At 43.4% G+C, this 25,565-nt stretch carries 17 protein-coding genes; 14 read left to right on the top strand and 3 right to left on the bottom strand.

Going from position 1 to position 25,565, the window contains the following annotated elements; genetic code table 11:
* Nucleotides 1-54: 54 nt before the first annotated feature.
* Complete coding sequence (locus NKI27_RS16560; RefSeq protein WP_265047136.1) at nt 55-726, top strand: TetR/AcrR family transcriptional regulator; 672 nt, start codon at nt 55-57, stop codon at nt 724-726.
* A gap of 59 nt (nt 727-785) precedes the next feature.
* On the opposite strand, the gene yihA is transcribed toward NKI27_RS16560, so the two are convergent.
* Nucleotides 786-1,448 (bottom strand): ribosome biogenesis GTP-binding protein YihA/YsxC, encoded by a 663-nt coding sequence (gene yihA / locus NKI27_RS16555; RefSeq protein ID WP_265047135.1) that lies wholly within the window; start codon nt 1,446-1,448, stop codon nt 786-788.
* Nucleotides 1,449-1,938: 490 nt separating this feature from the next.
* Here yihA and NKI27_RS16550 point away from each other — a divergent pair, with 490 nt between their 5' ends.
* The 3 genes from NKI27_RS16550 to NKI27_RS16540 all read left to right on the top strand — a co-directional run bounded on the left by NKI27_RS16550 (nt 1,939) and on the right by NKI27_RS16540 (nt 4,315).
* Nucleotides 1,939-2,544 (top strand): c-type cytochrome, encoded by a 606-nt coding sequence (locus NKI27_RS16550; RefSeq protein ID WP_265047134.1) that lies wholly within the window; start codon nt 1,939-1,941, stop codon nt 2,542-2,544.
* A 93-nt stretch (nt 2,545-2,637) separates the two neighbouring features.
* Nucleotides 2,638-3,372: a thiol:disulfide interchange protein DsbA/DsbL gene (locus NKI27_RS16545; RefSeq protein ID WP_265047133.1), complete on the top strand. Its 735-nt coding sequence runs from the start codon at nt 2,638-2,640 to the stop codon at nt 3,370-3,372.
* A 139-nt stretch (nt 3,373-3,511) separates the two neighbouring features.
* Nucleotides 3,512-4,315, top strand: a complete 804-nt coding sequence (locus tag NKI27_RS16540) for an endonuclease/exonuclease/phosphatase family protein (RefSeq protein WP_265047132.1) — start codon at nt 3,512-3,514, stop codon at nt 4,313-4,315.
* A 37-nt stretch (nt 4,316-4,352) separates the two neighbouring features.
* On the opposite strand, the gene NKI27_RS16535 is transcribed toward NKI27_RS16540, so the two are convergent.
* Nucleotides 4,353-6,872 carry a penicillin-binding protein 1A gene (locus NKI27_RS16535; protein ID WP_265047131.1) on the bottom strand — a complete coding sequence of 840 codons (2,520 nt, stop codon included), beginning with the start codon at nt 6,870-6,872 and terminating at the stop codon, nt 4,353-4,355.
* 177 nt (nt 6,873-7,049) lie between these two features.
* Between NKI27_RS16535 and NKI27_RS16530 the strand changes: the two genes are divergently transcribed.
* From NKI27_RS16530 to pilQ, 5 genes are read left to right on the top strand one after another with little or no spacing between them, the layout of a single operon-like run.
* Nucleotides 7,050-8,114: a pilus assembly protein PilM gene (locus NKI27_RS16530; protein ID WP_265047130.1), complete on the top strand. Its 1,065-nt coding sequence runs from the start codon at nt 7,050-7,052 to the stop codon at nt 8,112-8,114.
* A complete protein-coding gene (locus NKI27_RS16525) occupies nt 8,114-8,677 on the top strand; it encodes a PilN domain-containing protein (protein ID WP_265047129.1) in 564 nt (187 codons plus the stop codon). The genes NKI27_RS16530 and NKI27_RS16525 overlap by 1 nt, the downstream gene beginning before the upstream one ends.
* A complete protein-coding gene (gene pilO, locus NKI27_RS16520) occupies nt 8,674-9,294 on the top strand; it encodes a type IV pilus inner membrane component PilO (RefSeq protein WP_265047128.1) in 621 nt (206 codons plus the stop codon). The genes NKI27_RS16525 and pilO overlap by 4 nt, the downstream gene beginning before the upstream one ends.
* Nucleotides 9,291-9,830: a pilus assembly protein PilP gene (locus NKI27_RS16515; RefSeq protein WP_265047127.1), complete on the top strand. Its 540-nt coding sequence runs from the start codon at nt 9,291-9,293 to the stop codon at nt 9,828-9,830. The genes pilO and NKI27_RS16515 overlap by 4 nt, the downstream gene beginning before the upstream one ends.
* Nucleotides 9,831-9,845: 15 nt before the next feature.
* On the top strand, nt 9,846-11,951 hold the full coding sequence (gene pilQ / locus NKI27_RS16510; RefSeq protein ID WP_265047126.1) for a type IV pilus secretin PilQ: 2,106 nt from the start codon (nt 9,846-9,848) through the stop codon (nt 11,949-11,951).
* 1,680 nt (nt 11,952-13,631) lie between these two features.
* On the opposite strand, the gene NKI27_RS16505 is transcribed toward pilQ, so the two are convergent.
* Entirely contained in the window at nt 13,632-15,320 is a 1,689-nt protein-coding gene (locus NKI27_RS16505) for an Ig-like domain-containing protein (RefSeq protein WP_265047125.1), read from the bottom strand.
* Between the two features lie 346 nt (nt 15,321-15,666).
* Here NKI27_RS16505 and aroK point away from each other — a divergent pair, with 346 nt between their 5' ends.
* From aroK to NKI27_RS16480, 5 genes are all read left to right on the top strand, one after another.
* Nucleotides 15,667-16,203 carry a shikimate kinase AroK gene (aroK, locus tag NKI27_RS16500; protein WP_265047124.1) on the top strand — a complete coding sequence of 179 codons (537 nt, stop codon included), beginning with the start codon at nt 15,667-15,669 and terminating at the stop codon, nt 16,201-16,203.
* Nucleotides 16,204-16,308: 105 nt separating this feature from the next.
* Complete coding sequence (gene aroB / locus NKI27_RS16495) at nt 16,309-17,403, top strand: 3-dehydroquinate synthase (protein WP_265047123.1); 1,095 nt, start codon at nt 16,309-16,311, stop codon at nt 17,401-17,403.
* Nucleotides 17,404-17,461: 58 nt separating this feature from the next.
* A complete protein-coding gene (locus tag NKI27_RS16490) occupies nt 17,462-19,132 on the top strand; it encodes an AAA family ATPase (RefSeq protein ID WP_265047122.1) in 1,671 nt (556 codons plus the stop codon).
* 256 nt (nt 19,133-19,388) lie between these two features.
* Entirely contained in the window at nt 19,389-23,837 is a 4,449-nt protein-coding gene (gene gltB / locus NKI27_RS16485) for a glutamate synthase large subunit (RefSeq protein WP_265047121.1), read from the top strand.
* A 113-nt stretch (nt 23,838-23,950) separates the two neighbouring features.
* The gene (locus NKI27_RS16480; RefSeq protein ID WP_265047120.1) at nt 23,951-25,369 is read left to right on the top strand and encodes an FAD-dependent oxidoreductase; all 1,419 of its coding nucleotides are present in this window, start codon (nt 23,951-23,953) and stop codon (nt 25,367-25,369) included.
* The last annotated feature ends 196 nt before the right edge of the window (nt 25,370-25,565 follow it).

Here is a 25,565-nt window from a genome sequence, read left to right as displayed (position 1 = left end):
AGCGGAACAGGAATTAGGTTGAATATTAAAGACGGGATACTTGGTTAATCGTATATGAAAACTAGAGATAAAATTATTTTAGCGAGCCTTGAACTCTTTAATGAGAAAGGGGAGCGAAACGTTACGACCAACCATATTGCCGCCAACCTGAATATGTCTCCCGGTAATCTTTATTACCATTTTCGCAATAAGTCAGACATTATTTATGAGATTTTTATTCAGTATGAAATGCTGGTTGATCACTACCTCCAGATTCCAGAAGATCGCCCGCTAGACCTTAATGATCTTGTTTACTATCTTGAGTCGGTTTTTGGTGGCTTATGGAGTTATCGCTTTTTTCATCGAGACTTGGAGTTTTTGCTAGATAGCGATGAGCGATTAAGAAAGGATTATCGTGCGTTTACCGTTCGTTGCCTAAATGCGATTAAAAAAATTCTAAAAGGACTGCAGAAAGGGTTGGATGGGGTGTTAAAAGACTTAGATGATGAGCACATTGAGTCCATGGCGCTGAATGTTTGGCTAGTCGTGACCAATTGGATGGCATACCTAAAAACAGCGCATGCGGGTGAAGGTAATACGGGCATTAATAAAGACATGTTAAAGCAAGGTATCTATCAGGTGCTGTCATTTACCGTGCCGTATTTAACGGCTTCTTATGTTGCAGAAATTAAAAGCTTGCAGGTGCGATATAGGTCTAGTGACGCAGGGTTGGCTGAAGACGCTTAAAGTTTCAGGGCAATGTGATGTTTCTGATTGCCCTGAATGTTCTGAATGTTTAAAAAGTATTAAGGCTCTTCAGTGGCGTTGTCAGACTGAGCGTCGGCTACTGAATTGCCTTCCATTAACCAGTTGTCGAGTTGCGTTCTTGCATTTTCGACACCTGATTTCTTCAGGCTAGAGAATAAAACGACAGAGGCTAAGTACTCAACATCTTTTAAATCTGACTTTATTTTTGCCAGCATATTCTTTGCAGCACCAGGGCGAAGTTTGTCTGCTTTTGTTAGTAGTATTGATATAGGGAGTTTGCTCGCTTCAGCCCACTCAAGCATCATTGTGTCGAAGTCAGAAAGCGGCTTTCGAATATCCATTACAAGCACTAAGCCTTTCAGGCTCTGGCGTGCGTGCAGGTACTCATCCATGTGTTCTTGCCACTCTGTTTTAACTTCTTTAGAAACTTTAGCGTAGCCATAGCCTGGCAAATCTACTAAACGGCATCCTGGCACGTTTAGTGTGAAAAAATTAATGAGCTGTGTTCGGCCGGGCGTTTTACTTGTTCGAGCTAGCTTAGAATTATTAGTAATGGTGTTGATGGCAGAAGACTTACCTGCATTGGACCTACCTGCAAACGCGACTTCACTACCGCTGTCTGTAGGACATTGCATTATAGTCGGCGCACTCAATAAAAATCTTGCGCTGTTGTATGAGATTTTTGGCTGCTGTTCGCTCATTAAAATGGACATCTCTTGCTTATATAAAGCGTTAACGGGTATACAATGTGACTAGTTAGCCGGTTAAGGCTGTCTTAATCTAAGGTTTACGTTAGCGAACTAGCAAACCTTGTTGGCGTCGTAGTCTTATTGAAGAATTCAGGTTCGTTATTATAGCTGTCTTTACCTGTTGCTTCGAGTAAGTACCGTTATAATTCTGATTTACAGTCTGTTTGTATTTTATATGAATGTATACTTGATATGTGCATATAGGGTTTAATCAGTTTTTTCATAGTGTATAATGCCGAATCGTTTTTGCTGCGTCATGCTGCGTCATGCAGGGTAAGGCGTTGTAAGAGCTTTACAATCGGTCGTTCATTAGCCGATAAAAGTAGTCATAACATTGCGACAGATCAATTAATAGGGTTTTGCGCAGGTACTATTGCTGATAATTTGTCGACGACAAAATTAAGCGTAATAAATTTAAGACATAATGAGAGAGTGGGCTGACATGAAAAATTTTATAGCAGGTCTTGTTTTGGCCATAGGCTTTACTGGGGTGGCTCAAGCTGAAGGGGATGCGACTGCCGGTCAGCAAAAAACAGCCGTTTGTGCTGGGTGTCACGGTGTTGATGGTAATAGCTTGGTACCGACTTTCCCAAAACTGGCTGCTCAGGGAGAAAAATACCTCGTTAAGCAGATGAACGATATTAAAAGTGGCGCTCGGCCGGTTCCTGAAATGACTGGTTTACTAGATAATTTGACCGATCAAGATATGCTGGATATTGCTGCCTACTTTGCAACGCAAAAAACATCAACGAGTCAGGCTAAAGCTGACTTAGTGGAAAAAGGTCAGTCATTGTACCGTGCAGGCAATTTGGCAACAGGTGCTGCGGCATGTACAGCGTGCCACGGTCCAAGTGGTAAGGGTAATGGTCCTGCGGCGTTCCCCGCTCTTTCTGGTCAGTACTCCGTATATGTTGCTGCTCAGCTTAAGAAGTTCCGTTCTGGTGAGCGAACAAATGATGGTGATTCACGAATGATGCGTGATGTTGCTGCAAAACTAAGTGACGCTGAAATTGAAGCGGTTGCGAGTTATGTGAGTGGCTTACACTAAGCACTTTTAGTGTTTTAAAAACCCCTTTTAAGGGGTTTTTTTATGCCTGAATATTGCAAAAGTTTAATTGTGTGCGTTAATAATGATGCTAATATGCTGACTCTATTATATAAAATACTCGACGTTAATCTGTCGTTTAAAGCGTTAAAACTAGAGGGGATAATAATGAAGCAAGTGTGGGCTAAGTTTATTTTGGTGATGGTTTTGTTGCCGTTCTCATGGGTAGTGAGTGCTGCCAGTGCTGAGAGCGCTGATAAGGCAGAATGGATTGCAGGTAAGCATTATAAAATCCTTCCATACCCTGTACGTACGCGGGATGCTAGTAAGGTCGAGGTGGTTGAGCTTTTTTGGTACGGCTGCCCTCATTGCTATAAATTCAATCCAATCGTGCATCACTGGTCTGAAGGGTTGGCTGATGATGTGGATTTCTGGCTGTCTCCGGCTACCTTTGGCCCTGTATGGACAATTCATGCACAGGCGTTTTATGCTGCAGAGGTGCTGGGTGTACAAGAAAAAATGCACCAGCCATTATTTGATGCCATAGTGAGAGATAGAAAACCGTTAAGTAGTGAGGCTGAATTGGCACGGTTTTTTGCTGGTTTTGGAATTGAAGAAGCAAAATTCAAAAAAGCATTTAAATCGTTCAGTGTGAAGTCAAAAGTGGATCAAGCTAATGCTCGTGCGATTAGCTATCGTGCGACGGGTGTTCCTGCGCTTATTGTGAATGGCAAATACCGTATCAGCTCGTCAGAAGCAGGAAGTAATGAAAATATGCTAAAGGTTGCTGACTTTCTTATTGAAAAAGAGCGAGCAACTTTAGGGCAGTAGCGAGAAAGGTCTTAGATTTACAGTTAGATTAATATGTTGGTGCGATTACATATAGGGTGTTCTCGCACCCATAAAGGGCAGATTAACCGCTATGTATCGAGAGATAAAGTCCAAAATAAATAGTTATCGACACAACGAGGTGACTAAGGTACATGGGCGGAGCTCGGGCTTGGAGTGTGGCGGATCTTTTGAGGCTCAAAAGCATATTCGTCTATTAACATTTAATATCCAGGTTGGCATTTCAACGTTCTCTTATAGACACTACCTTACGCGTAGTTGGCAGCATTTTTTACCTAATCGTTCGCGTATTGAAAACCTCAATAAAATATCGATGTTACTTCAACACTATGATGCTGTCGCGTTGCAAGAAGTTGACGGAGGCAGTATTCGAAGTGGCTTTGTAAATCAGGTTCAATATTTGGCGGAGGCGGGAGGCTTTCCATATTGGTACCAACAATTAAATCGAAACCTAGGGCGGGTTGCGCAACACAGTAATGGCTTTCTTAGTCGAATACAGCCGCTAAGCGTGGATGAATACCGGCTGCCTGGAATTATCCCAGGTAGGGGGGCGATTGTGGTTAAGTACGGAAAAGCAAGCGACCCTTTGGTGCTGGTTGTTATGCATTTATCGCTCAGTGCTAAAGCTCAAAATAAGCAGTTGGGATTTATTCGGGATGTCATTTCTGAGTACCGGCATGTTGTCTTGATGGGGGATATGAATACTCACGCTGAGCGTTTGCTCGAAGAGTCACCTCTAAAAGGGTTGAGTTTGGTATCGTTGCCTGGGGCGGCTCATAGTTTTCCGAGTTGGAGACCTGGCAAGGCATTGGACCACATTCTAGTTAGCCCTTCATTGAAGATTGCCAAAGCGGGGGTTGTGATGTACCCCGTTTCAGATCACTTGCCTGTAGCGCTGGATATTATGCTCCCTGATGGGTGTTAGGGAGCATAAGTCTAAATGCTGTTTTGGTTGCTATGAGTTAAAATATATCTTCTGCGGTAATAATGTCATCAACGGCTGAAGGTTGTTCTACTGACTGATTGCCTGCCGGTGTATGCTCAGGTTGCGGGGCGTTTTCCTTTCGGAATATCTCAAAGATAGTATTCTTCTCTCCCGCCTTGGCAAGCGCGCCTGTTTCTGTGTTTATCTTCACTGTAACAATGCCTTCTGGTTGTTTCATGTTCGCGCTTGGAGTATTAGCCAAGGCAACTCGCATGTAGTCAATCCAGATAGGGAGTGCCGCGGTCGCACCGTACTCTCTTCTGCCCAGCGTTGTAGGTTGGTCAAACCCAACCCAAACGGTTGTTTGGGTTTCTGTATTGAAGCCCGAAAACCATGCGTCCTTTTGATCGTTGGTGGTGCCGGTTTTGCCAGTTAGATCTGATCGCCTAAGGGCTTGAGCTCTGCGGCCTGTACCACGGATGATTACGTCTTTTAAAATGCTGTGCATAATATAAATAGTGCGTTCATCGATAATGCTTTTAGCTTCTTTGTAGCTAGGCGTAAGTACGCTTGGGTCGGTAGAGAGCCCTTCTCGGAATGCGATGTTATCCAGCTGTACGACGTCTGGCTCTTGTAGGTTGTTATCTATGTCTGCGATTGTTCTTATAGGCTCCGCTGGGGGGCTTAGTGCTAGTTCTTTAATTGCGTTCGGTGTTAATGTTGGGGTTGCCTGAAATACGATATCCCCTTTGCTGTTTTCTATTTTCTCGATGAAATAAGGTTGTGACTCGTAACCACCGTTAGCGATAGTACTATAGCCTGTCGCCACTTGTAGTGGTGTCATAACTGCGCTTCCAAGTGCTAGCGAAAGATCATTGGGTAGGGCGTCACTATTAAAGCCAAAGCGACTGACGAAATTTCGTGTGGTTCTGACACCTGTTTTCTTAAGCAGTCTTATCGATACAAGGTTTCGGGATTTGTAGAGTGCTGTTCTTAACCGAGTTGGGCCGAAAAACTTTCCGCTAGAGTTTTCGGGTCGCCAAGAGGCTTCTAGGTTTTTATCTTCAAAAACGATAGGGGCGTCATTAATGAGTGTGGCGGCCGTTGATCCATGCTCTAGGGCCGCTAAATAAACAAAAGGCTTAAAGTTGGAGCCAGCCTGGCGTTCTGCTTGTAGGGCTCTGTTATATTTACTTTGTGCGAAATCGTAACCTCCAACTAAGGCTTTTATTGCGCCGGTAGAAGGGGCGATTGATACTAAAGTGCCTTGAACCTTGGGTGTCTGCGCAAGCTTCCAGTTTTTGTTGTCTTGCGTTTTTTTAATTCTAATAATATCGCCCGGCTGTAAAACGTCCGATATTTTTTTAGGGGTTGTGCCCCGTCTGTTCACGCTGATAAACGGTCTTGCCCATTTGACGCCTTCGTAATCTAATATTATCTCACCGTAGTCCTGGGTAAACAGCGTTGCCTCGTTATCTTTGATGCCTGTAACGACTGCAATGACAAGTTCGCCATAGTTGGTCATGTTATTGATCTTGGCGCTGATGCTTTCGGCAGAGAATGGATTATCAAGTAAGATTTTGCTTTCTGGGCCTCGATATCCGTGACGCTCATCGTAGTCCTCTAAACCTTTTCTAACGGCTTTATTCGCAGCTTCTTGTAGCACGCTGTTTACGGTCAGGTAAACGTTAAAGCCTTCAGAGTAAGCTTCTTCGCCATACTTATCGACGAGCTCTTTTCTGGCCATTTCTGCTAAGTAAGGTGCTTCCGTCTCTGGGCTAGATCCGTGATATACCGCTGTGATGGGTGTTTCTTGAGCTGCTGCGTGTTGGTTAGGGTCAATATAGCCAAGGTCGAGCATCCGATCGAGTATCCAATTTCGTCTAATAAGCGCACGGGATGGGTTGGCAATAGGGTTATATCGAGAAGGTGCTTTAGGTAGTCCGGCAATCATCGCCATTTCAGCAAGTGTTAATTTTGCGACAGACTTCCCATAATAGACTTGTGATGCTGCCTCGATGCCGTAGGCTCGATTACCTAAATAAATCTTATTAAAATATAACTCTAAAATTTCGTCTTTAGATAGTTCTTGTTCTATTTGAAGAGCAAGCAAAATCTCGTTGAACTTACGAGTAAATGTTTTTTCTCGTGACAAAAAGAAATTTTTTGCAACCTGCATGGTGATGGTGCTGCCGCCAGATTGTATCCTTCCGCTTGTTGCAAGCTGAGTTACAGCTCGTAAAAGTCCTTTAATATCAACGCCATGGTGTTCGTAAAAGCGATTATCTTCCGCCGCAATAAATGCTTGGGAGAGTTTTTCAGGAACTTGGTCTATGGTTATAGGGGACCTACGCTTTTCGCCAAACTCTGCTATTAATTTATCGTCAGACGAAAAAATACGTAGCGGAATTTGAAGTTGGGTATGCCTGAGCTGTTCGACATCAGGTAGATTTGGGGTAAGATAAAGGTAGAATGACGCAATTAATATACCTGCGCCGCAAAGCCCTGTAACAAAAGACCAGCCTAAAAATCGATAAAAACTCACAAAACGCAACATGTTTTTCCTGACAAGTGATGAATATATGTCTATTATTTAAGAAATTGCTTTAAATTGGTTTTATTATACGTGTTTTTTATTAACGGTATTAGTTAAGAATTGTTTAACTCTGCAGCGCTTCTTCATGTGTTGCGCTAATAACTAAATATAACTGTTTAGAACTTATAGGGTTTACTAGTGTTTGGGTTAATTGGAAAAAAAGCAAATACGCTACTTGGGATTGATATCAGCTCAACTTCGGTTAAGTTGCTTGAAATCGGAAAAAACGGTAATCGCTATAGGGTTGAAAGCTATGCTGTTGAACCGTTGCCGCCCAATGCTGTCGTAGAAAAAAATATCAATGATGCTGAAGCTGTTGGTGAAGTGATTAAGCGCGTTGTCGCTAAATCCAGAACAAGTTCCAAGCAAGCTGCTGTTGCAGTGGCTGGATCTGCTGTTATTACCAAGGTTATTCAAATGGCTGCTGGGCTTAGTGAGCAGGAGCTTGAAAACCAGATAACAGTTGAAGCTGATCAGTATATTCCTTATCCGCTCGATGAAGTGTCAATCGACTTTGAAGTTCAAGGGCCGTCAGAACAAAATCCAGACCAAGTGGATGTTTTGCTTGCTGCATGCAGAAAGGAAAACGTTGAGCTTAGGGAGGATTCACTGGAAATTGGCGGACTTGAAGCGAAGGTCGTTGATGTTGAAGCTTATGCGATGGAGCGTGCATTTGAGCTAATCGATGCTCAAATGGATGCCGACGCAGATGAGCGCACGGTTGCGGTTGTTGATATTGGTGCAACGATGACAACATTGAGTGTGCTTGCAGATGGCAAAACCATCTACACTCGAGAGCAGTTATTCGGTGGCAAGCAACTGACAGAAGAGATACAACGGCGATATGGTTTGTCTCAAGAAGAAGCGGGCTTAGCCAAAAAACAAGGGGGGCTTCCGGATGATTATGATATGGAAGTGCTAGAGCCCTTTAAAGAAGCTGTTGTTCAACAAGTTGCGCGCTCGTTACAGTTTTTCTTTTCGTCAAGCCAGTATAATGAGGTTGATGTAGTGGTTCTTGCCGGTGGTACGGCTTCCACAAGTGGAATTGCGGAGTTGGTGCAAGACAAAGTAGGCACGACAACGATTGTCGCAAATCCGTTTGCAGATATGGCGTTAAACTCAAGAGTTAATGCGTCTGCCCTAAGTAATGATGCGCCATCGTTGATGATCGCGTGTGGATTGGCGATGAGGAGTTTTGATTAATGGCAAAGATTAACCTCCGGCCTTGGCGAGAGGAACTTCGGGCCGAACGACAGAAACAATTTATTGCAATGCTAGTTGGTGTGCTCATTATTGCTATTGGCGTTGTTTTTCTCTGGCAAGGGCATATGGCCTCAGAGATTGAGTATCAGCAGTCTCGAAATAATTATCTTCAGACCTCAATGGTTGTTCTAGACAAAAAGATCAAAGAAATTGAAGGTCTCAAGAAAAAGAAAAAAGAACTGCTAGCTAGAATGAAAGTTATACAAGATTTGCAGGGTACTCGGCCTGTTATTGTCAGAGTCTTTGATGAGCTTGTTAGAACGCTACCTGATGGACTTTACTATAGTAAGGTAACCAAAAAAGGTGATCAGTTGAGCATTGTCGGTTTGGCAGAGTCAAATAACCGAATTGCAGGGTTAATGCGAAATTTTGAGGCGTCTGAGTGGTTTGGTGAGCCTAATTTAACTGCTGTTAAGGCGGTAGCAAAGGGTGAACCGGCGAGTCAATTTAATATGACTGTGGCTCAGAAAACTCCGGAAGATAAAAAGGAGACAAAGAAGTGAGTTTTGCAGAATCACTCGAAAGCCTAAAGAATTTCGATGTCAATGACCTCGATTTTAATAATGCCGGCTCGTGGCCTGGCCCAATCAAAGCAATTGTTAGTTTTATTGTTGTTGCACTTGTTGTGGGGGGAGGTTATTGGTTTTTAATTCAAGATCAAATAACCCAGTTAGACCAGGTGGCGAGCAAAGAAGCTGAACTTAAGCAGCAGTTTGAAACTAAAGCGTATAAAGTGGCAAATTTAGCTGCCTACAAGTTGCAAATGCTTGAAATGGAAGAATCGTTTGGTGCGCTTCTTAAGCAGTTGCCGACGGATACTGAAGTTCCAGGTTTATTGGAGGATATAACCAATACTGGGTTAGGTAGCGGCTTGGAGTTTAAAGAAATCAAGCTAAAGCCTGAAACTAAAAAAGAATTTTATATTGAACTTCCGATACAAATTGCTGTAAAAGGCACCTACCATGACATCGCATCCTTTGTTAGTGGTGTGGCGAGCTTGCCTCGAATTGTAACGTTGCATGATTTCTCCATAACCCCTGAAAAAGGCGGTGAGGGAATAATGTCTATGAGTATAGAAGCGAAAACCTACCGTTATAAAGCAGGGAGGAAAGGTAAGTGAATATTAGAAACCTGCTGACAATATTAGGTGTTTCCTTTGTTATTTCTGGCTGTACTGGTGGGGACGGGTTTGCAGATCTTGACCAGTTTATGGATGAGACTAAGGCTAAACCAAGAGGGAAGGTTGAACCGTTACCTGAGTTTAAAGCCTACCAGTCGTTTACGTACAGTGCAGCTAATCGACGAGACCCGTTTTCAAGACCCATTGATGTAGTATTGAGCTCAGTGGTGGAAGAAAAGACTGAAAGTAACGTTAAGCCTAACGTGGATCGACCGAAAGAATTACTCGAAACGTTTGGGTTGGGCTCATTAAAAATGGTCGGAACGTTACAGCGACAAGAGGCAAATACTTTATGGGCACTCATTAGTGATAATGAAGGCGGTATACATAGGGTTAAGGCCGGACAGTATCTAGGAAAAAATCATGGGCGCATCGTCGCCATTGAAGAAAGTCAGCTTGAATTGATAGAAATTGTACCAAATGGTCGTGGCGGCTGGTTGGAAAGACCCCGTTCTATCGCTCTGGATGATCAGTAATTGGAAGGGGGTAAAATGAATATTTTATATGCTGAAATCGATAATAAACAATTGAGGTTGAAGAATAATATGTATTATCGGGCGTTAATGCTGTTAGGTGCACTCTGCTTTTCTCTATTTTCAATTCAGGCTAACGCTGTTGTATTGAAAGATATTAGTTTTGCTTCGTTAGCTGGAGACAGAACTGAAATTACATTGGCTTTTGACGGTACCCCGCCTGAACCAAAGGGATACACAATTGAAAAGCCAGCTCGCATCGCGCTGGACTTAGCTGGCGTTACTAACGCTTTAAGCGCTAAATACCATAGTTTGGGTGTGGGTAATGCGCAGGGACTAACGGTTATAGGGGCTAAAGATAGAACGCGTCTTATCGTGAATCTTGTGGAGCTAGTGCCGTATGCATCAACAGTTGATGGTAATAATATTATTTTAATGGTTGGCTCAGCTGATGCGCCTAAGGCGTCTTCAACTGGAACAATGGCTAGCAAGCCTTCAAAGGCTCGAGCAGCAGCTAAGGCCGCGGTGACTGATGTTGATTTTAGACGCGGTGAGAAAGGCGATGGACAGATTGTTTTAACCCTGTCTTCACCTAAAATTGACGTTGATATGTCTGAAGAAGGTGGACTGATTAAGTTGTCACTAGCAGGTGTTGATCTTCCTGAAGGGCTACAGCGTCGTCTAGATGTTGCTGACTTTGCCACACCGGTAAAGAGAATTGACTCAAAACTAGGTGATAATGGCGTTGAAATTACAATTAAGTCTGAAGGTAATTATGACTACCTCGCTTACCAAGCAGACAACCAGTTCACCATCAGTGTCGAAGAGTTAACCGCTCAAGAAGTGGATCAGCGTAAAAAGGATAAATTCCCTTATACCGGTGAAAAGCTATCGCTTAACTTTCAAAACATTGAAGTTCGGTCTGTATTACAGTTGATTGCTGACTTTACTGGTCTTAACTTAGTAGCAAGTGACACTGTCGGCGGTCAAATTACATTAAGACTTCAAAATGTGCCTTGGGATCAGGCGCTTGAGTTAGTGCTTAAAACCAAGGGGCTTGATAAGCGTAAGATTGGTAACGTGCTGTTGGTGGCGCCTGCTGATGAAATCGCAGCAAGAGAAAAGCTAGAGCTAGAAACTAACAAGCAAGTAGCAGCCCTTGCGCCAGTTAGACTTGAAGTGGTGCAAATTAATTATGCAAAAGCTCAAGATATTGTTGCGCTTTTACAGGCAGATAAAGAGCTGATCTCGGGTCGAGGTTTTATCTCTTCTGACGAACGAACTAATACAATAAGTGTGCGAGAAACTGCAGATAAGCAAGAACAAATCCGACGCTTAATAGCAACTTGGGATATTCCGGTTCGCCAAGTGCTTATTGAGGCGCGCATCGTTAAGGCAAGGACCAATATTGCCAGTGATCTAGGAATTCAGTGGGGGGGCGCTGTTGTGGACTCAGGCTCTAACCATCTTGGTTTTGGTGGTGGCAGTTATGAAACTACATCTCAGGTATCTCAAGGCCAAGCTATAACGTTCCCTGGTGCCAATATGGTTGATTTGGGAGTGACTAAAGCAGGTGCATCTTCATTTGCTTTAGGCTTTACAAATGATCACGTGCTGCTTCAAATGGAATTGTCGGCTCTTGAGTCGGATGGCCGTGGAGAGGTGGTTGCACAGCCTAAAATTGTTACCGCAGATCGTCAGACAGCTACGATTAAATCGGGTGAAGAGATACCTTACCAAGAAGCTTCGTCAAGTGGTGCAACTTCAGTTTCTTTTAAGGAGGCTGTGTTGAGTCTTGAGGTTACGCCTCAAATTACCCCAGACGGTAAAGTAATCATGGATTTAAAGATTAATCAAGATAACCGTGGTGAAGTGACTGCAGGGATACCGAGTATTGAAACCAATGAGATCACGACTCAAGTATTAGTTGGCAATGGTGAAACGGTTGTTCTTGGCGGCATCTTTCAGACGGAAGTTGGGACGACTATAACCAAGACTCCATTTTTAGGGGATATTCCTTACTTAGGCACGTTGTTTAGGCGCACAGAGAATATTGATGAAAGAGCTGAGCTGCTAATATTTATCACGCCTAAGCTGTTGAATAGAGGGTTGGTTGATAACTAACGCCATATGAGATAAGTGGTCACTTAAATATAAACCTCATAGACTATGAGGTTTATATTTAAGTTTTTTGTAAGGTTGTAGTTGTCAAGTTATTTTGAACGCGCTTTTATAGTATTTTTAATACCTGGCTTCTGGATGCGTTTGGAGTCACCTTGCGATTGAATGATAGTGTTCTGATATGAGTGGTACATGCTTTATAGGTGATTTATTGAATTAATTAAATAAAGGAAGTACTTTCTAGTGTTAGGCTGTAACTAGCTAACCACATAATTTATCAAAAGAATGACCTCAATACAGACTAATTTTCTAGGAAACTGTCAGCAACATAAGCGTATAAGTACTTAAATATATACCGCGAACAACTACAGTTTATTTAACTTACTAACGAGTGACTCTTTGTCAAATAAGGCTATGCTGACTTAGCATAGACAAAGAGGTTATCTGTGATCAGAACCACATTCTATGATTCTTGTCAAAAGATCTTGAGCCAAACAGCGACCAATACAGTTGTAGAAGGCTTAGTGGAAGCCTTCTCATCAGCTAGGCCCATTCGCTGAATGGGTAAGCATTTTCTCAACTGATTGGAAGGTATACGCCGCCTTACTGCAAGTAAAAAACGAAAAGTTTGGCTCGTATGGTGGGTGGCAATTGCTATGCCGGATACGCCAGAAAATCAGGGAGGATTTCCACGGTAAAGGGTTTAAAAACTAAGTTAAGCTTTACACTATGTAAGTCAGTTTGAATTACTTGCTTAGTTAGCGACCATATTAAATTTAGCTACGGGGGCGAGCAAACATTGTTATGAACAGCAATGGAAACTATTGTAATGAGGGGGCTTTTTGAAACTTTCTTTTTTGTTGTCGAATGCAAGTCAGGTCCGTTTATATTTTAATGGGGCTGTATAGTTTCTGAAGGCGCTCAACAGACTTTAAGAAAGGCAAGCATTTAGGTTGTCGTGATCGTTTCTTCACGATAGTTTGGCCAATATTGGAGGGAGTAAGTGGTGAGCGATATTTCAGGTCTTAAATAGATGATTCTTGTTCAGTGTAAACTATAATTAAGTGACTAGGAAATAAATAATAATATATGAGGCAATTGAGAATTACATTCCTGTAGATCTTAAGAATATGTACCCGCCTATTCATGATATTTGCGTGTGGTGGCGATTCAGTTACTGCATGATATATCTATGGAGTAGGTTGGTCGATCTAAAAACGCTGTTCGGGGCTCACCAAAGGGCTGATGGTGACCGAGGCTGATTATACGGTTCTAATGCTTTTTTAATGGTGATAACTGACTGGAGAGTATGCTGGGTATTTTAGCTATTCACTAACATTGAATAAGGCTTATTGTCATTTTATATGACTTAGGTAGCTACAATTTCCTAAAACTGGGTAACTTAAGCTCTTATGAGCACTCCAGTCCTAACAACTTCCTCAGTTATTCATGCTTTGTGATAATCAATATGGCCTCTGCAGATCAAGCTACTTTTTATGCTCACTTCTCTGGAGCTTTGTATAAGGGCTTAAGTGATGGTGACCTTAAGATGAGTTTAAAGAATTATAGGGTTATTCTTATGTTCGGTTGCCCGACCTTAATAGTCTATCAGACTCTAATTTCAGGATGGCCGACCAAAGCGAAAGGATGATAGGTAATAAAGTCCTATCATCCAAGGTCTTGTTAGTCAGTTACCTCTATAAAACCGAATGTTTCAGTTCTATCGGCATTAGTAACTTTAATAGTTATTTGTCCAGTGCTAGGCGAATCGTCAGCTTTCATTATGAAGGAGTGTGTGAATCCGGTTTTTTTGCACTCGTTAGGTATATTTATGGTTCCTCCGCTAACAAAGGCGCCATTGTCCGTTGTTAGGGATATGGATGTTGTGCTTGAGGGGGTTAGCCCATTGTTGTCAGCAAAGGTAATGGAGTGCGAAGTCGGAGTTCCGCTAAGGGATATGGTGGTAGGGCTGCTTAATATATTTGTTTTGTCACCAGACATACATAGGTTAACTTGCTCTCTTACCTCAATAAGTGAGGCGCAGTGACCTTCGCTTTTAGCTGGCTCACTGCAAGAAGCTCCTTGATATTTGCTTGGGTCTGCTTTTGGAGTAAATGAGCTATCATTATTGAAGTCAGAAAAAAACTCATCTGGATCCCAGGCTTCATTATCATTAAGATCTAAAAATGCTTCATCAAGAGAAGTTATAATAGTTTCTCCGATATCGTAAATCCCGTTGCTGTTGCTGTCAGTGTAATTCTCTTGGCCTGTTGAGCGAATTAGAATTCTTACAATACCATCTGTTGGTCTGGGGTCTTGGCTTGTCCATATTGCAGAGCATCCGCCATTAGAAATTGTGCAAGAGCCTTCAATTGCGCCCCCTACTGTAATAAAGGATACATTGGTTCCATCTGGAGCAAGGTTTCCAAATTGATCGGCTGCTCGTATGTTTATTCGCACATTTGTCCCATCAACATCAAAGCCGCGAGGGTTGTGTAAGTCAGCTGAGTCAGAGAAGTGATTTTGGGTAGGGAGCCCCGAGTACATGACTATCGGGTCAGAGGAAGAAGAAAAAGCAGTATCCTCAAGGTTGGCAAGAACCCTAACGGTTGTGTTTACAGAGCCTGAGTTTACAGTTGTTTCAACCTCTCCATTAATATCACTAATGTCTGATGTGGGTGTTAAAGAAATCCCCCCTAATGTTGATGATGGGGTGAAGTTAACGCTTTGACCTTCGACTGGATTTCCGTTTTCGTCCACAAGTTTAAAAACAACTTTGCTGGATGATGGAAGAGAGCTTGTACCAAAACCTTTAAGTGCAATGATTGCAGGAGTCACTGAGGTGAAGTCAACGCCTCCTATAACTGGTAATTCAACCGTAATAATTCCTGTTGCTTTCGAGGTGCTTTCAGCTAAAGTTGCGGTGATAATATCTTGTCCAGTGCAACCTTTTGCTTGGTATGTTGTTGTGGCGACGCCTCCAGAAGCAGTTATAGGCGTGTCTATCGTAGCTTTTGCAGGAGATTGTCCTGCACAAGTAGAGGTAAACTCAATAGTAGACTCTTTTGTAGATAGCGCGTGAGTATTGCTATCTACAATATTTAATTTTATTGTTGCTTTGCCTCCGGCTAAAAGGTTAGAAGGGCTTATGGTCAATACACCTTCCTGAAAGGCTGCTCCTGAACCAGAACCAATCGAATTCACAGTCTCTTCTTCTATTGGGCCATCTACGCCTGAACCATCACCCGAAGAACCTCCGGTGCAGCCAGTACTGTTTTCTGCACACAGACTCCTGTCATTGGAGTCACCGCCGCCGCAAGCAGATAAGAAAAACGCAGCAGTGAAGGGAATTAATACTTTTGAAAAATGCATGCAATTAAATCCTTAGGAAAAGTTCCTTAAACAAAATGAAGGCTCTAAACGAATAGCTAAGTGTTTCTAAGCTTATCGTATAAATAAATACCAGATTAAAAACGAGTTTTTCTATTATTGTTCAATAGTTATAAAAAATTATAGCACAACTATCTGTTTTGCAATAAATATGGTGGATGAGCATTTTGTTGGCTTTTTGTATCAACAATTATCATAAATTTTAATATAATATATCTAATGGCTAACTTTTTATTAAATGACAAAAAACGATATATGGTATGCTCTTTCTCAACCTCTACCCCTAACATGGGTTAGAGTCCTTGATTGGACCAAAAAGCAGGTTTACATGGTTAATGTATTAAAGCATGGCGCAAAAAGAGTTGTGCTGGTGGGACCTATGGGCGCCGGAAAAACAACTATAGGTAGGTTGTTATCCCGTGAACTGGGGTTCTCCTTTTGTGATTCAGATAGCGAAATAGAGGCCCGCTGTGGTGCTGATATACCGTGGATATTTGATGTAGAAGGTGAGAGCGGGTTTCGTGAGCGAGAATGTGGCGTAATTCGAGACCTAAGCCAAACTAATGGCATTGTGTTGGCTACAGGTGGTGGTGCTGTTCTTAATGAAGGTAATCGTGCAAACCTTAAAGCGGGCGCGCAAGTGGTGTACCTTAAAACATCGGTTGAGCAGCAGTTTGAGCGCACTCGAAGAGATAGAAATAGACCGCTGCTTCAGAATGATGAGCCCTTAAAAGTGTTAACAGAAATCTTTAAGATTAGAGACCCTCTTTACTCTGAAATTGCTGATGCGGTCATTTTGACCGATAAAAAAAATCCAAAAGCGGTTGTTAGACAGATCTTGGAACAGATACTGGACGCGCATTGAGTGTTTTACGAGTGTAAGGTTCAGCCTTTATCATAATGATTGACCCTTTAAGTGAAAATAGAAATGGGTGTTTAGATGCCCAAAATTGAGGTTGTATAAGTAAAAATGAAGCAGCTAACAGTAGAGCTAGGTGAAAGAAGTTACCCGATTTATATAGGTCAGGGGCTGCTTGACCGACCAGCGCTCGTGGTGCCTTACGTGGCGGGTAGTCAAGTCATGATTGTCACTAATGAAACGGTCGCGCCGCTCTATCTTGAGCGAACTAAAGCCTTGTTTGCTTCTTTTAAAGTGTCAGTTACCGTCTTGCCTGACGGAGAACAATACAAAAATTTAGATACAATTAACCTTATTTTTGATCAGCTACTTGATCAGCGCCACAGTCGTAAAACTACGTTGGTCGCGCTAGGTGGCGGTGTTATAGGTGATATGACGGGGTTTGCTGCCGCTTGCTATCAACGAGGTGTAGAGTTTATACAAATACCTACAACGTTACTGTCTCAGGTCGACTCATCAGTGGGGGGGAAAACGGGTGTTAATCATCCTTTAGGTAAAAATATGATCGGTGCTTTTCATCAGCCAAATGCCGTGATCATTGATACAGATACATTAAATACCTTACCAATACGAGAAGTCGCAGCGGGAATTGCAGAAGTTGTTAAGTACGGTCTTATTCGAGATATAGCCTTTTTTGAATGGCTTGAAGAAAATATAGATAAATTGATGGCGCTGGATTCGGAAGCCGTGGCTTATGCTATTGAAGTATCTTGCCAGTGCAAGGCATTGGTCGTGAGTGAAGATGAGCGAGAGGGAGGGGTTCGAGCTATCCTAAACTTAGGTCATACTTTTGGTCATGCAATAGAAACACATATGGGGTATGGCGAGTGGTTGCATGGTGAGGCGGTTGCAGCGGGTATGGTGATGGCTGCAGACCTATCATGTCGGCAGGGTTGGTTGACGGCTGAGGATGTTGATCGAATTGCAGCGTTACTTCGAAAAGCAGATCTGCCAGTGTTGCCGCCTAAAGAAGTAAGTGTAGATCGATTTAAGGCATTAATGTCTGTAGATAAAAAAGTACTCGATGGAACTTTGCGTTTAGTCTTGATGAGCAAAGTTGGTGATGCTTTTGTAACGGATGAGTTCGATGCTTCAAATTTTGAGGCAACCCTCAGCGGTAAGACTTTATTAGCAGATGGTGCCTAAATAACTGAGTGCCTAGCATTATCAGGCCTATTAGCCCGCGTTGGAACGTTTAAATACTATGAATGCTGCCGTAACGGAAAGTGATCACAAGCTGTCTTTGAATGATCAGTTAAGGGATAAGTACCAGCTGAAGACTGAGCCTTTTGGTGAGGCGACATCTTTATTTTTTCAAGGGGCTCAGCGACAGCATAATCTTGAAACCTTGAGACATCTAGTAAGTTACGGTGACATGGTGCTAGTGCTGACAGGGGCGTCTGGTAGTGGAAAATCAACGTTAATCTCTGAATTGGGTCGGCATATTGTAGATGGTATTCGGGTGATCGCGCTAAATCCGACATTGATTGCGAGTCCTCGAAAGTTAACATTTGAGCTCTGTAAAAGACTTGACTTGCAACTGGTTGAAGGTGAACCCGTCTCTAGGACGATGGCGCGAGTGCTTGATGCGTGTGCGCATAACGCGGCTAAGAGTGAGCGCTTATTGCTGGTGGTCGATGATGCACATAAAATCAATAAAGACAGTTTTAAGTTACTATTATCGACGTTTAGAGATTTAGGGAGTGACTCCGGAATCTGTTTGTTGGTCTCTGGGCGGCAGGAAATATTGCAGTCGATTACTCAAGAGGGCGTAGATCCCACAACCTGTAGTTGGATACATCAAATACATCTTAAACCATTCTCTCAAGACGACGCTGAAACCTATGTAAGGCTGAGGCTTGCAAGAGCGGGGTCTAAGGTAGAGCCCGTTTTAACAGATGTACAGAAAAAAGCGCTAAGTGTTTTAGGTAAAGGGTGCCCAGGAAGAATCAATAGAATTGCTCCCGCGGTATTGCTCGATTCATTTGAACTCGCCAGCCCGAAAAAAAGTTCGCCTAAAGGACTGAGTTGGTTGCTGGTAGGCATAGTTGCTTCATTGCTTGTGTCGTTTGCTGTCATTGGCCATCAATATAACTTGTTTTCTTCCTCTGATGTTGAGCGCGTCACGACAGGTGAAGTCGTTAGAGTTGAAAGTCGCGTGGCTAATGATGCCCAGGGTGACTTGTTAGCCAAAAGTAGAGAAGAGATAGATATAAAGCTTAAGCAGGCAGAAATAAAGGCGGGTAGCCTGCCTGCTATTGCGGAACTTATTGACGTGGGGGCGGTCGAAGGTAACGTAGGTGATGATTTAGCGGTTGCGGCAACAGAGGCGCAGACAGTTTCGTCTAGTATAAGTAAGCCAACAGTTGATGTTGCAGGGGAGCCGGTTTATACCGCAGAGGGCGTGATTCAGGCTAGCCCTATCGTAGAAGATATCGCGAAACCTGAAAAGGTAGAAAAAGCCCCCACCACTAAGCCTGTAGCGCCAGAAGTGTCAGCCGAAAAAGTAGAGCTTTCTGCAAAAACAGAAAAACTTAATCGCGAGGGTGAAGCTAATGCTATTGTGAATAATGCCACTGTGTCGACTAGGCACTCCCGTTTTAGGGGGGGCGATTGGGTTTCTACTCAGAGTAAAGGCTCATATACTATTCAGGTGTTAGGTAGTCGCAATGAACAAACGGCAACAAAATATATTGATAGCGAGCGTGCATCTAAAGAATTACTGTATATCGAGTCCACTTATAAAGAAAAACCATGGTTTGTTGTGCTTCTAGGTGTCTATCCAAATAAGGCGGCTGCAAAGGCAGAAATGGCTCGGTTGCCCCGGTCTATTAAGAAGCAAAAACCTTGGGTGAGGAGCCTAGAGGGCCTTTAATAGGCCCGGTTTCTACCCAGAAAGGCTAAAAAACGGAGTTTTTCTTAAATAACCGTATCGCTGCTTACCTTTTGAAATAATTAGAATTAATTAAATTATTCACCCTAAACAACCCCTATTAATGTTCAATAAATTTGTGCGCTCCTCTGTAGCCATGTAAAATAGCCTCCCCAAATTTTGAGGATCTCAAACTTATTTTGGTTTGTTTGGTTATAAGTTTTTGATTTGCAAAGAATAAAACGCGAGAGTGTGAAATATGATGACAGGTTTATATCATCCTGACGATTTCAAGGATAACTGTGGATTTGGCTTGATTGCCCATATGGAAGGTCAAGCAAGTCACGAATTACTAGTGACGGCCATAGAGTCTTTGACCTGTATGACCCATCGTGGCGGTATCGCTGCTGATGGCAAAACTGGTGACGGTTGTGGTTTATTACTGCAAAAGCCGGATACATTCCTGCGTCATGTTGCTAAAGAGACTTTCGGTGTAGAGCTTGGTCATCGTTACGGCGTTGGCATGGTTTTTTTGAATACCGATTCAGCTAAAGCTGAAGCCTCTAAGAAAATCTTTGATGAGTGCCTTAGTAAAGAGGGCCTTGACGTGATTGGTTGGCGCACCGTAGCGACTGATAATGCTTGCTTGGGCCCTATGGCGCTCGACTGCTTGCCAGGCATCGAACAAGTGTTTATCGGCGGTGGGGAGCTGTCAGAAAAAGATTTCGCAATAAAGCTATTTCTAGCACGTAAAAAAGCTGAAATTCAACTAGCGTCAGATAAAGAATTCTACGTTTGTTCGCTTTCCGAGAAGGTTCTGTCTTACAAGGGCTTAATGATGCCGGTGGACCTTCCTAGCTTTTACTTAGATTTGAAAGACGAGCTTTTTGAAACCGCTATCTGCGTATTTCACCAACGATTCTCTACAAATACAATGCCTCGCTGGCCGCTGGCTCAGCCATTTAGAATGCTGGCACATAATGGTGAGATAAATACCGTAGAAGGTAACCGTAACTGGGCGCTAGCGCGTGCGTCAAAGTTCAAATCAGATGCTCTGCCAGACCTGCAGTCACTTCAGCCACTCGTCAATACGACTGGTTCAGATTCTTCAAGTATGGATAACATGCTAGAGGTGTTGTTAGCCGGTGGTGTTGATCTATTCCGTGCAGTCAGAATGATGATTCCACCTGCATGGCAAAATGTTTACACCATGGACGCAGATCTTCGTGCGTTTCATGATTACAACTCCATGCATATGGAGCCTTGGGATGGGCCTGCCGGCGTAGTGATGTCAGACGGCCGTTATGCTGTTTGTTTGCTAGACCGAAACGGTCTGCGTCCAGCTAGATGGGTTATTACCAAGAATGGCTTTATCACGCTAGCGTCTGAGATTGGTACCTATGGCTACCAACCAGAAGATGTTGTTGCAAAAGGGCGTGTTGGGCCAGGACAAATATTAGCGGTAGATACACATACCGGTAAGGTTCTTCATACTGATGATGTTGATGAAATACTCAAAACAGCTCACCCGTATAAGCAGTGGTTAAGAGAGAATGCGATTCGTCTTGAGGCAACACTGAATACGACTACGCCTGACTTTAAAGTGATGGAACAAGATGAGTTAAAGACTCAGATGAAAATGTTCCAGGTGACATTTGAAGAACGCGATCAAATTTTGCGCCCTCTAGGTGAGGATGGGCAAGAAGCCGTTGGTTCTATGGGTGATGATACGCCGATGGCCGTGCTTTCTGAGCGAGTGAGGTCGGTGGCTGATTACTTCAGACAGAAGTTTGCTCAAGTCACTAACCCGCCGATAGATCCATTGCGTGAAGCGATTGTCATGTCACTGGAAACCTGTATTGGTGCTGAACAGAATATTTTTGAAGAAACCCCTGAGCATGCTAGACGGGTTATTCTTACGACGCCTGTTTTATCACCTGCCAAGTTTTTCAGTTTGTCTGATAACACCATATCCGGCTTTAATGCTGGTCGCATAGAGTTAAGCTATAGCCCAGAACAAGGGTTGGAGCAGGCGATTAAATCGGTTTGTGACCAGGCTGAAGAGGCGGTGCGTTCGGGCACTGTTATCTTGATCTTAAGTGATAAGAATATTGAAGAAGGAAAACTACCCGTAAACGCCTTTATGGCAACGGGTGCTGTACACCATCGATTGGTAGAAAAAGGCTTACGTTGTGATTCTAATATTGTTGTTGAGAGTGGTTTTGTAAGAGACCCTCATCACTTTGCAGTATTAATTGGCTTTGGTGCAACGGCCGTATACCCATACCTTGCTTATCAAGTACTAAACGACTTGATCAGTTCTGGTGAAATGTTGATTGACCCGATTGAAGCGAAGAACAACTATCGAGCGGGGATTGGTAAAGGGTTAATGAAAATCCTCTCTAAGATGGGGATTTCAACGATTGCTTCGTACCGTGGAGCACAGTTATTCGAAGCTGTTGGTATCGCAGACGAAGTCGTTGACCTTTGTTTTAAAGGTGTTGTTAGCCGAATTCAGGGTGCTTCATATAGCGATTTTCAGTTCGAGCAGCAATTATTAGCGAATGATGCATGGAAAAAGCGAAAGCCTATTTCTCAAGGTGGTTTGCTCAAGTTTGTTCATGGTAGCGAATACCATGCATACAACCCTGATGTTGTTCAAACGATACAGAAGGCGGTACAGACCGGTGATTATGGTGTTTATCGCGAATATGCATCCTTGGTTAATGACCGTCCAGTCGCCACAATACGTGACTTATTTAAACTTTCGGATAAGCAGAAGCCTATCGATTTAGCTGATGTAGAGCCGATGGAAAAAATAGTTGCACGATTTGACTCTGCCGCGATGTCGCTAGGGGCGTTATCGCCAGAGGCGCATGAAGCATTGGCTGTTGCCATGAATACGCTAGGTGGACGTTCTAACTCGGGTGAGGGGGGTGAAGATCCGCTTCGTTACGGTACCAATAAGCGTTCTAAAATCAAGCAGGTGGCATCAGGTCGATTTGGTGTGACTCCGCATTACCTTAGCAGTGCCGATGTTATTCAGATTAAAGTTGCTCAAGGTGCTAAGCCTGGTGAAGGTGGACAGCTTCCGGGTGGTAAGGTTAATAAGCTTATTGCGACATTAAGATATTCAGTGCCAGGTGTAACATTGATATCACCGCCTCCGCATCATGATATCTATTCAATCGAAGATTTAGCACAGCTAATTTTTGATTTGAAGCAGGTTAATCCATCAGCATTGGTTTCAGTTAAATTAGTATCAGAGCCAGGAGTAGGCACCATTGCAGCAGGTGTTGCAAAAGCCTATGCCGATTTGATTACGATTTCTGGCTACGATGGTGGTACAGCCGCGAGCCCGCTAACCTCTGTTCGTTATGCAGGCTCACCTTGGGAACTTGGTTTGAGCGAAGCTCAGCAAGCGCTTAGAGGTAATGATCTTCGAGGTAAGGTAAGACTGCAAACTGACGGCGGACTTAAGACCGGGCTTGATGTTATCAAAGGCGCCATCCTTGGGGCTGAGAGCTTTGGCTTCGGAACCATGCCAATGGTTGCGCTAGGGTGTAAGTATCTTCGAATCTGCCACCTAAACAACTGTGCGACAGGTGTTGCGACTCAAAATGAAAGTCTTCGTGACAAACACTTCATCGGTACGGTTGAAATGGTTATGAACTTCTTTAAGTTCGTGGCTGAAGAAACGCGTGAGTGGATGGCAAAACTGGGTGTTAGTACGTTAGAAGAATTGATTGGACGCACAGAGCTGTTAGAGGTGCTTCCAGGCAACACCAAAAAGCAGCAAAACCTTGATTTGTCGCCAATGCTTTTTAATGACCATGTGCCTGCCGATAAGCCGCAAATGTGTCAGGTCGAACGAAACGAGCCGTTTGATAAAGCCCTTCTTGCAGAGAAGATGGTTGCTGATATGGGTGAAGCTATTAAAGCCAGGTCGGGTGGGGAGTTTACGTATTCCGTCACTAACTGTGACCGCTCAATTGGTGCCAGACTGTCTGGAGAGATTGCTAAGCTTCATGGCAACCAGGGCATGAGTGACGCACCGATTAAATTGAACTTAAGTGGTACCGCAGGTCAAAGTTTTGGTGTTTGGAATGCGGGTGGTTTACATATGCACCTTGAAGGCGACGCCAACGATTATGTGGGTAAAGGCATGACAGGCGGTAAATTAGTTATTAGACCACCACAGTGCAGCACGTTTAAGACTCAGAATACCGCTATTGCTGGAAACACTTGCTTGTATGGTGCAACGGGCGGAAAACTCTTTGCGGCAGGTACAGCAGGAGAGCGTTTTGCAGTAAGAAACTCGGGTGCTCACGCAGTAGTAGAGGGTGTGGGCGATCACTGCTGTGAATATATGACAGGTGGTCTTATCACTATTCTGGGCGAAACCGGGTATAACTTCGGTGCCGGAATGACCGGCGGCTTTGCTTATGTTCTTGATGAGAAAAACAGGTTTGTTGATCAATACAATCACGAGCTCGTAGAGATTCATCGTATTACAAGCGAGCAGATGGAACCGTACCGCAATCATTTGCGTGGCGTAATTGAAGAACACGTTGCTGAAACGGGCAGTGAGTGGGCACAAAATATAATTGATAATTTCTATGATTATATTGTCCGTTTCTGGTTGGTTAAGCCAAAAGCTGCGAGCTTAAAGAACTTGCTTGACAGCACTACAGCCCAACCGCAGTAAACAGCGGTTATTTCACCACCTGAGCTTTCTAGCAATTTAGTTAAAGGGCTCAGGTAGAAAGGTGAAGGAAGGGATAAACAAGTAACGTGTTAGAGTTAAAGAGGCTTTAAGCGATGACAGATCGATTGAATAACGATTTCCAGTTTGTGGATGTAGGTCGAAAAGACCCTGAAAAAGTACCTGCAAGAATACGTAAAAAAGAATTTGGAGAAATATACAAGCCATTCGAAAAGCCAGAGGTAGAGAGTCAGTCTCACCGATGTTTAGAATGTGGTAACCCATATTGTGAATGGAAATGCCCCGTTCACAACTATATTCCTAACTGGCTGAAGCTTGTATCTGAGGGGAATATACTCGAGGCGGCTGAGTTATGTCATCAAACCAACTCACTGCCTGAAGTATGTGGTCGTGTTTGTCCGCAAGACCGTCTTTGTGAGGGTGCTTGTACACTTAACGATGGCTTTGGTGCGGTTACCATTGGTTCTGCTGAAAAATATATTACAGACACTGCATTTGCTATGGGCTGGCGCCCTGATATGTCGAATGTGGTTTGGACCGATAAAAAAGTCGCCATCATTGGTGCTGGGCCTGCAGGTTTAGGTTGTGCAGATATATTGGTCCGAAATGGCGTCAAGCCGGTCGTATTTGATAAAAACCCTGAAATAGGTGGCTTACTTACGTTCGGAATACCTGAATTTAAGTTAGAAAAAGATGTTATGACTCGTCGTCGTGAAATCTTTGAGACCATGGGTATTGAGTTCAAGTTGAATACTGATGTTGGTACAGATATTACTGTTGAGCAGCTTTTAGAAGAGTATGATGCTGTCTTTATGGGAATGGGCACCTACAACTACATGAAAGGTGGCTTCCCCGGTGAATCGTTAGAGGGCGTTCACGAGGCGCTGCCATACCTTATTTCTAATGTTAATCGCTGTCTTGGATTTGAAAAAGATGCTGCTGACTTTATCGACTTAAAAGGTAAAAGGGTTGTTGTTTTAGGTGGTGGTGATACGGCTATGGACTGTAACAGAACGGCGATTAGGCAGCAGTCAAAGTCGGTTGTTTGTGCTTACAGACGAGACGAAGAAAACATGCCTGGCTCGCGTAAAGAAGTGGTAAATGCTAAAGAAGAAGGCGTTCGCTTCATGTTCAATCGTCAGCCTGTAGAAATTGTGGGTGATGGTAAAGTTGAAGGCATTAAAGTGGTTAGCACTCAAATGGGAGAGCCTGACGAAAATGGCCGCCGAAGAGCAGAGGTGATTGAAGGCAGTGAAGAGATCTTGCCAGCAGACGCCGTGCTTATTGCATTCGGTTTCAGACCTAGTCCAGCACCTTGGTTTGAGGCGCAGAGTGTCGGTGTCGACGATGGTGGACGCGTAATTGCACCTGAAAAAAGTGAATTTCCGTTCCAGACGACTAACCCTAAAATATTTGCAGGCGGCGACATGGTAAGAGGTTCAGACCTTGTTGTGACGGCAATATATGAAGGGCGAACAGCCGCTGAAGGTATTTTGGATTATCTTAACGTCTAAGTAATCGCTATACTCGCTGAATCGTCAGCATCAGAAAGCATAAAAAGGCACGGTATTTACCGTGCCTTTTTTCTATCTGATGTGTGTAGTTAGATGATGCCTTTCGTTATATCGGGTATCATCAGAAAATAGCTAACATTTTGGCCAATTATTGATATTTAGCAATCGAATTATTTTTTTAGGCGGTATCATTCAG

This window comes from Alkalimarinus alittae (assembly GCF_026016465.1).
Classification (GTDB): domain Bacteria; phylum Pseudomonadota; class Gammaproteobacteria; order Pseudomonadales; family Oleiphilaceae; genus Alkalimarinus; species Alkalimarinus alittae.
This window is presented reverse-complemented; position numbering and strand designations above follow the sequence as displayed.

Excerpts from the sequence above, each read along its gene's own strand:
- NKI27_RS16545 (WP_265047133.1), top strand. The coding sequence starts at position 2,638 with ATGCTGACTCTATTATATAAAATACTCGACGTTAATCTGTCGTTTAAA.
- NKI27_RS16525 (WP_265047129.1), top strand. The coding sequence starts at position 8,114 with ATGGCAAAGATTAACCTCCGGCCTTGGCGAGAGGAACTTCGGGCCGAA.
- NKI27_RS16560 (WP_265047136.1), top strand. The coding sequence starts at position 55 with ATGAAAACTAGAGATAAAATTATTTTAGCGAGCCTTGAACTCTTTAAT.
- aroB (WP_265047123.1), top strand. The coding sequence starts at position 16,309 with ATGAAGCAGCTAACAGTAGAGCTAGGTGAAAGAAGTTACCCGATTTAT.
- NKI27_RS16550 (WP_265047134.1), top strand. The coding sequence starts at position 1,939 with ATGAAAAATTTTATAGCAGGTCTTGTTTTGGCCATAGGCTTTACTGGG.
- NKI27_RS16480 (WP_265047120.1), top strand. The coding sequence starts at position 23,951 with ATGACAGATCGATTGAATAACGATTTCCAGTTTGTGGATGTAGGTCGA.
- NKI27_RS16535 (WP_265047131.1), bottom strand. The coding sequence starts at position 6,872 with ATGTTGCGTTTTGTGAGTTTTTATCGATTTTTAGGCTGGTCTTTTGTT.
- pilQ (WP_265047126.1), top strand. The coding sequence starts at position 9,846 with ATGAATATTTTATATGCTGAAATCGATAATAAACAATTGAGGTTGAAG.
- NKI27_RS16490 (WP_265047122.1), top strand. The coding sequence starts at position 17,462 with ATGAATGCTGCCGTAACGGAAAGTGATCACAAGCTGTCTTTGAATGAT.
- gltB (WP_265047121.1), top strand. The coding sequence starts at position 19,389 with ATGATGACAGGTTTATATCATCCTGACGATTTCAAGGATAACTGTGGA.
- yihA (WP_265047135.1), bottom strand. The coding sequence starts at position 1,448 with ATGAGCGAACAGCAGCCAAAAATCTCATACAACAGCGCAAGATTTTTA.
- aroK (WP_265047124.1), top strand. The coding sequence starts at position 15,667 with ATGGTTAATGTATTAAAGCATGGCGCAAAAAGAGTTGTGCTGGTGGGA.
- NKI27_RS16505 (WP_265047125.1), bottom strand. The coding sequence starts at position 15,320 with ATGCATTTTTCAAAAGTATTAATTCCCTTCACTGCTGCGTTTTTCTTA.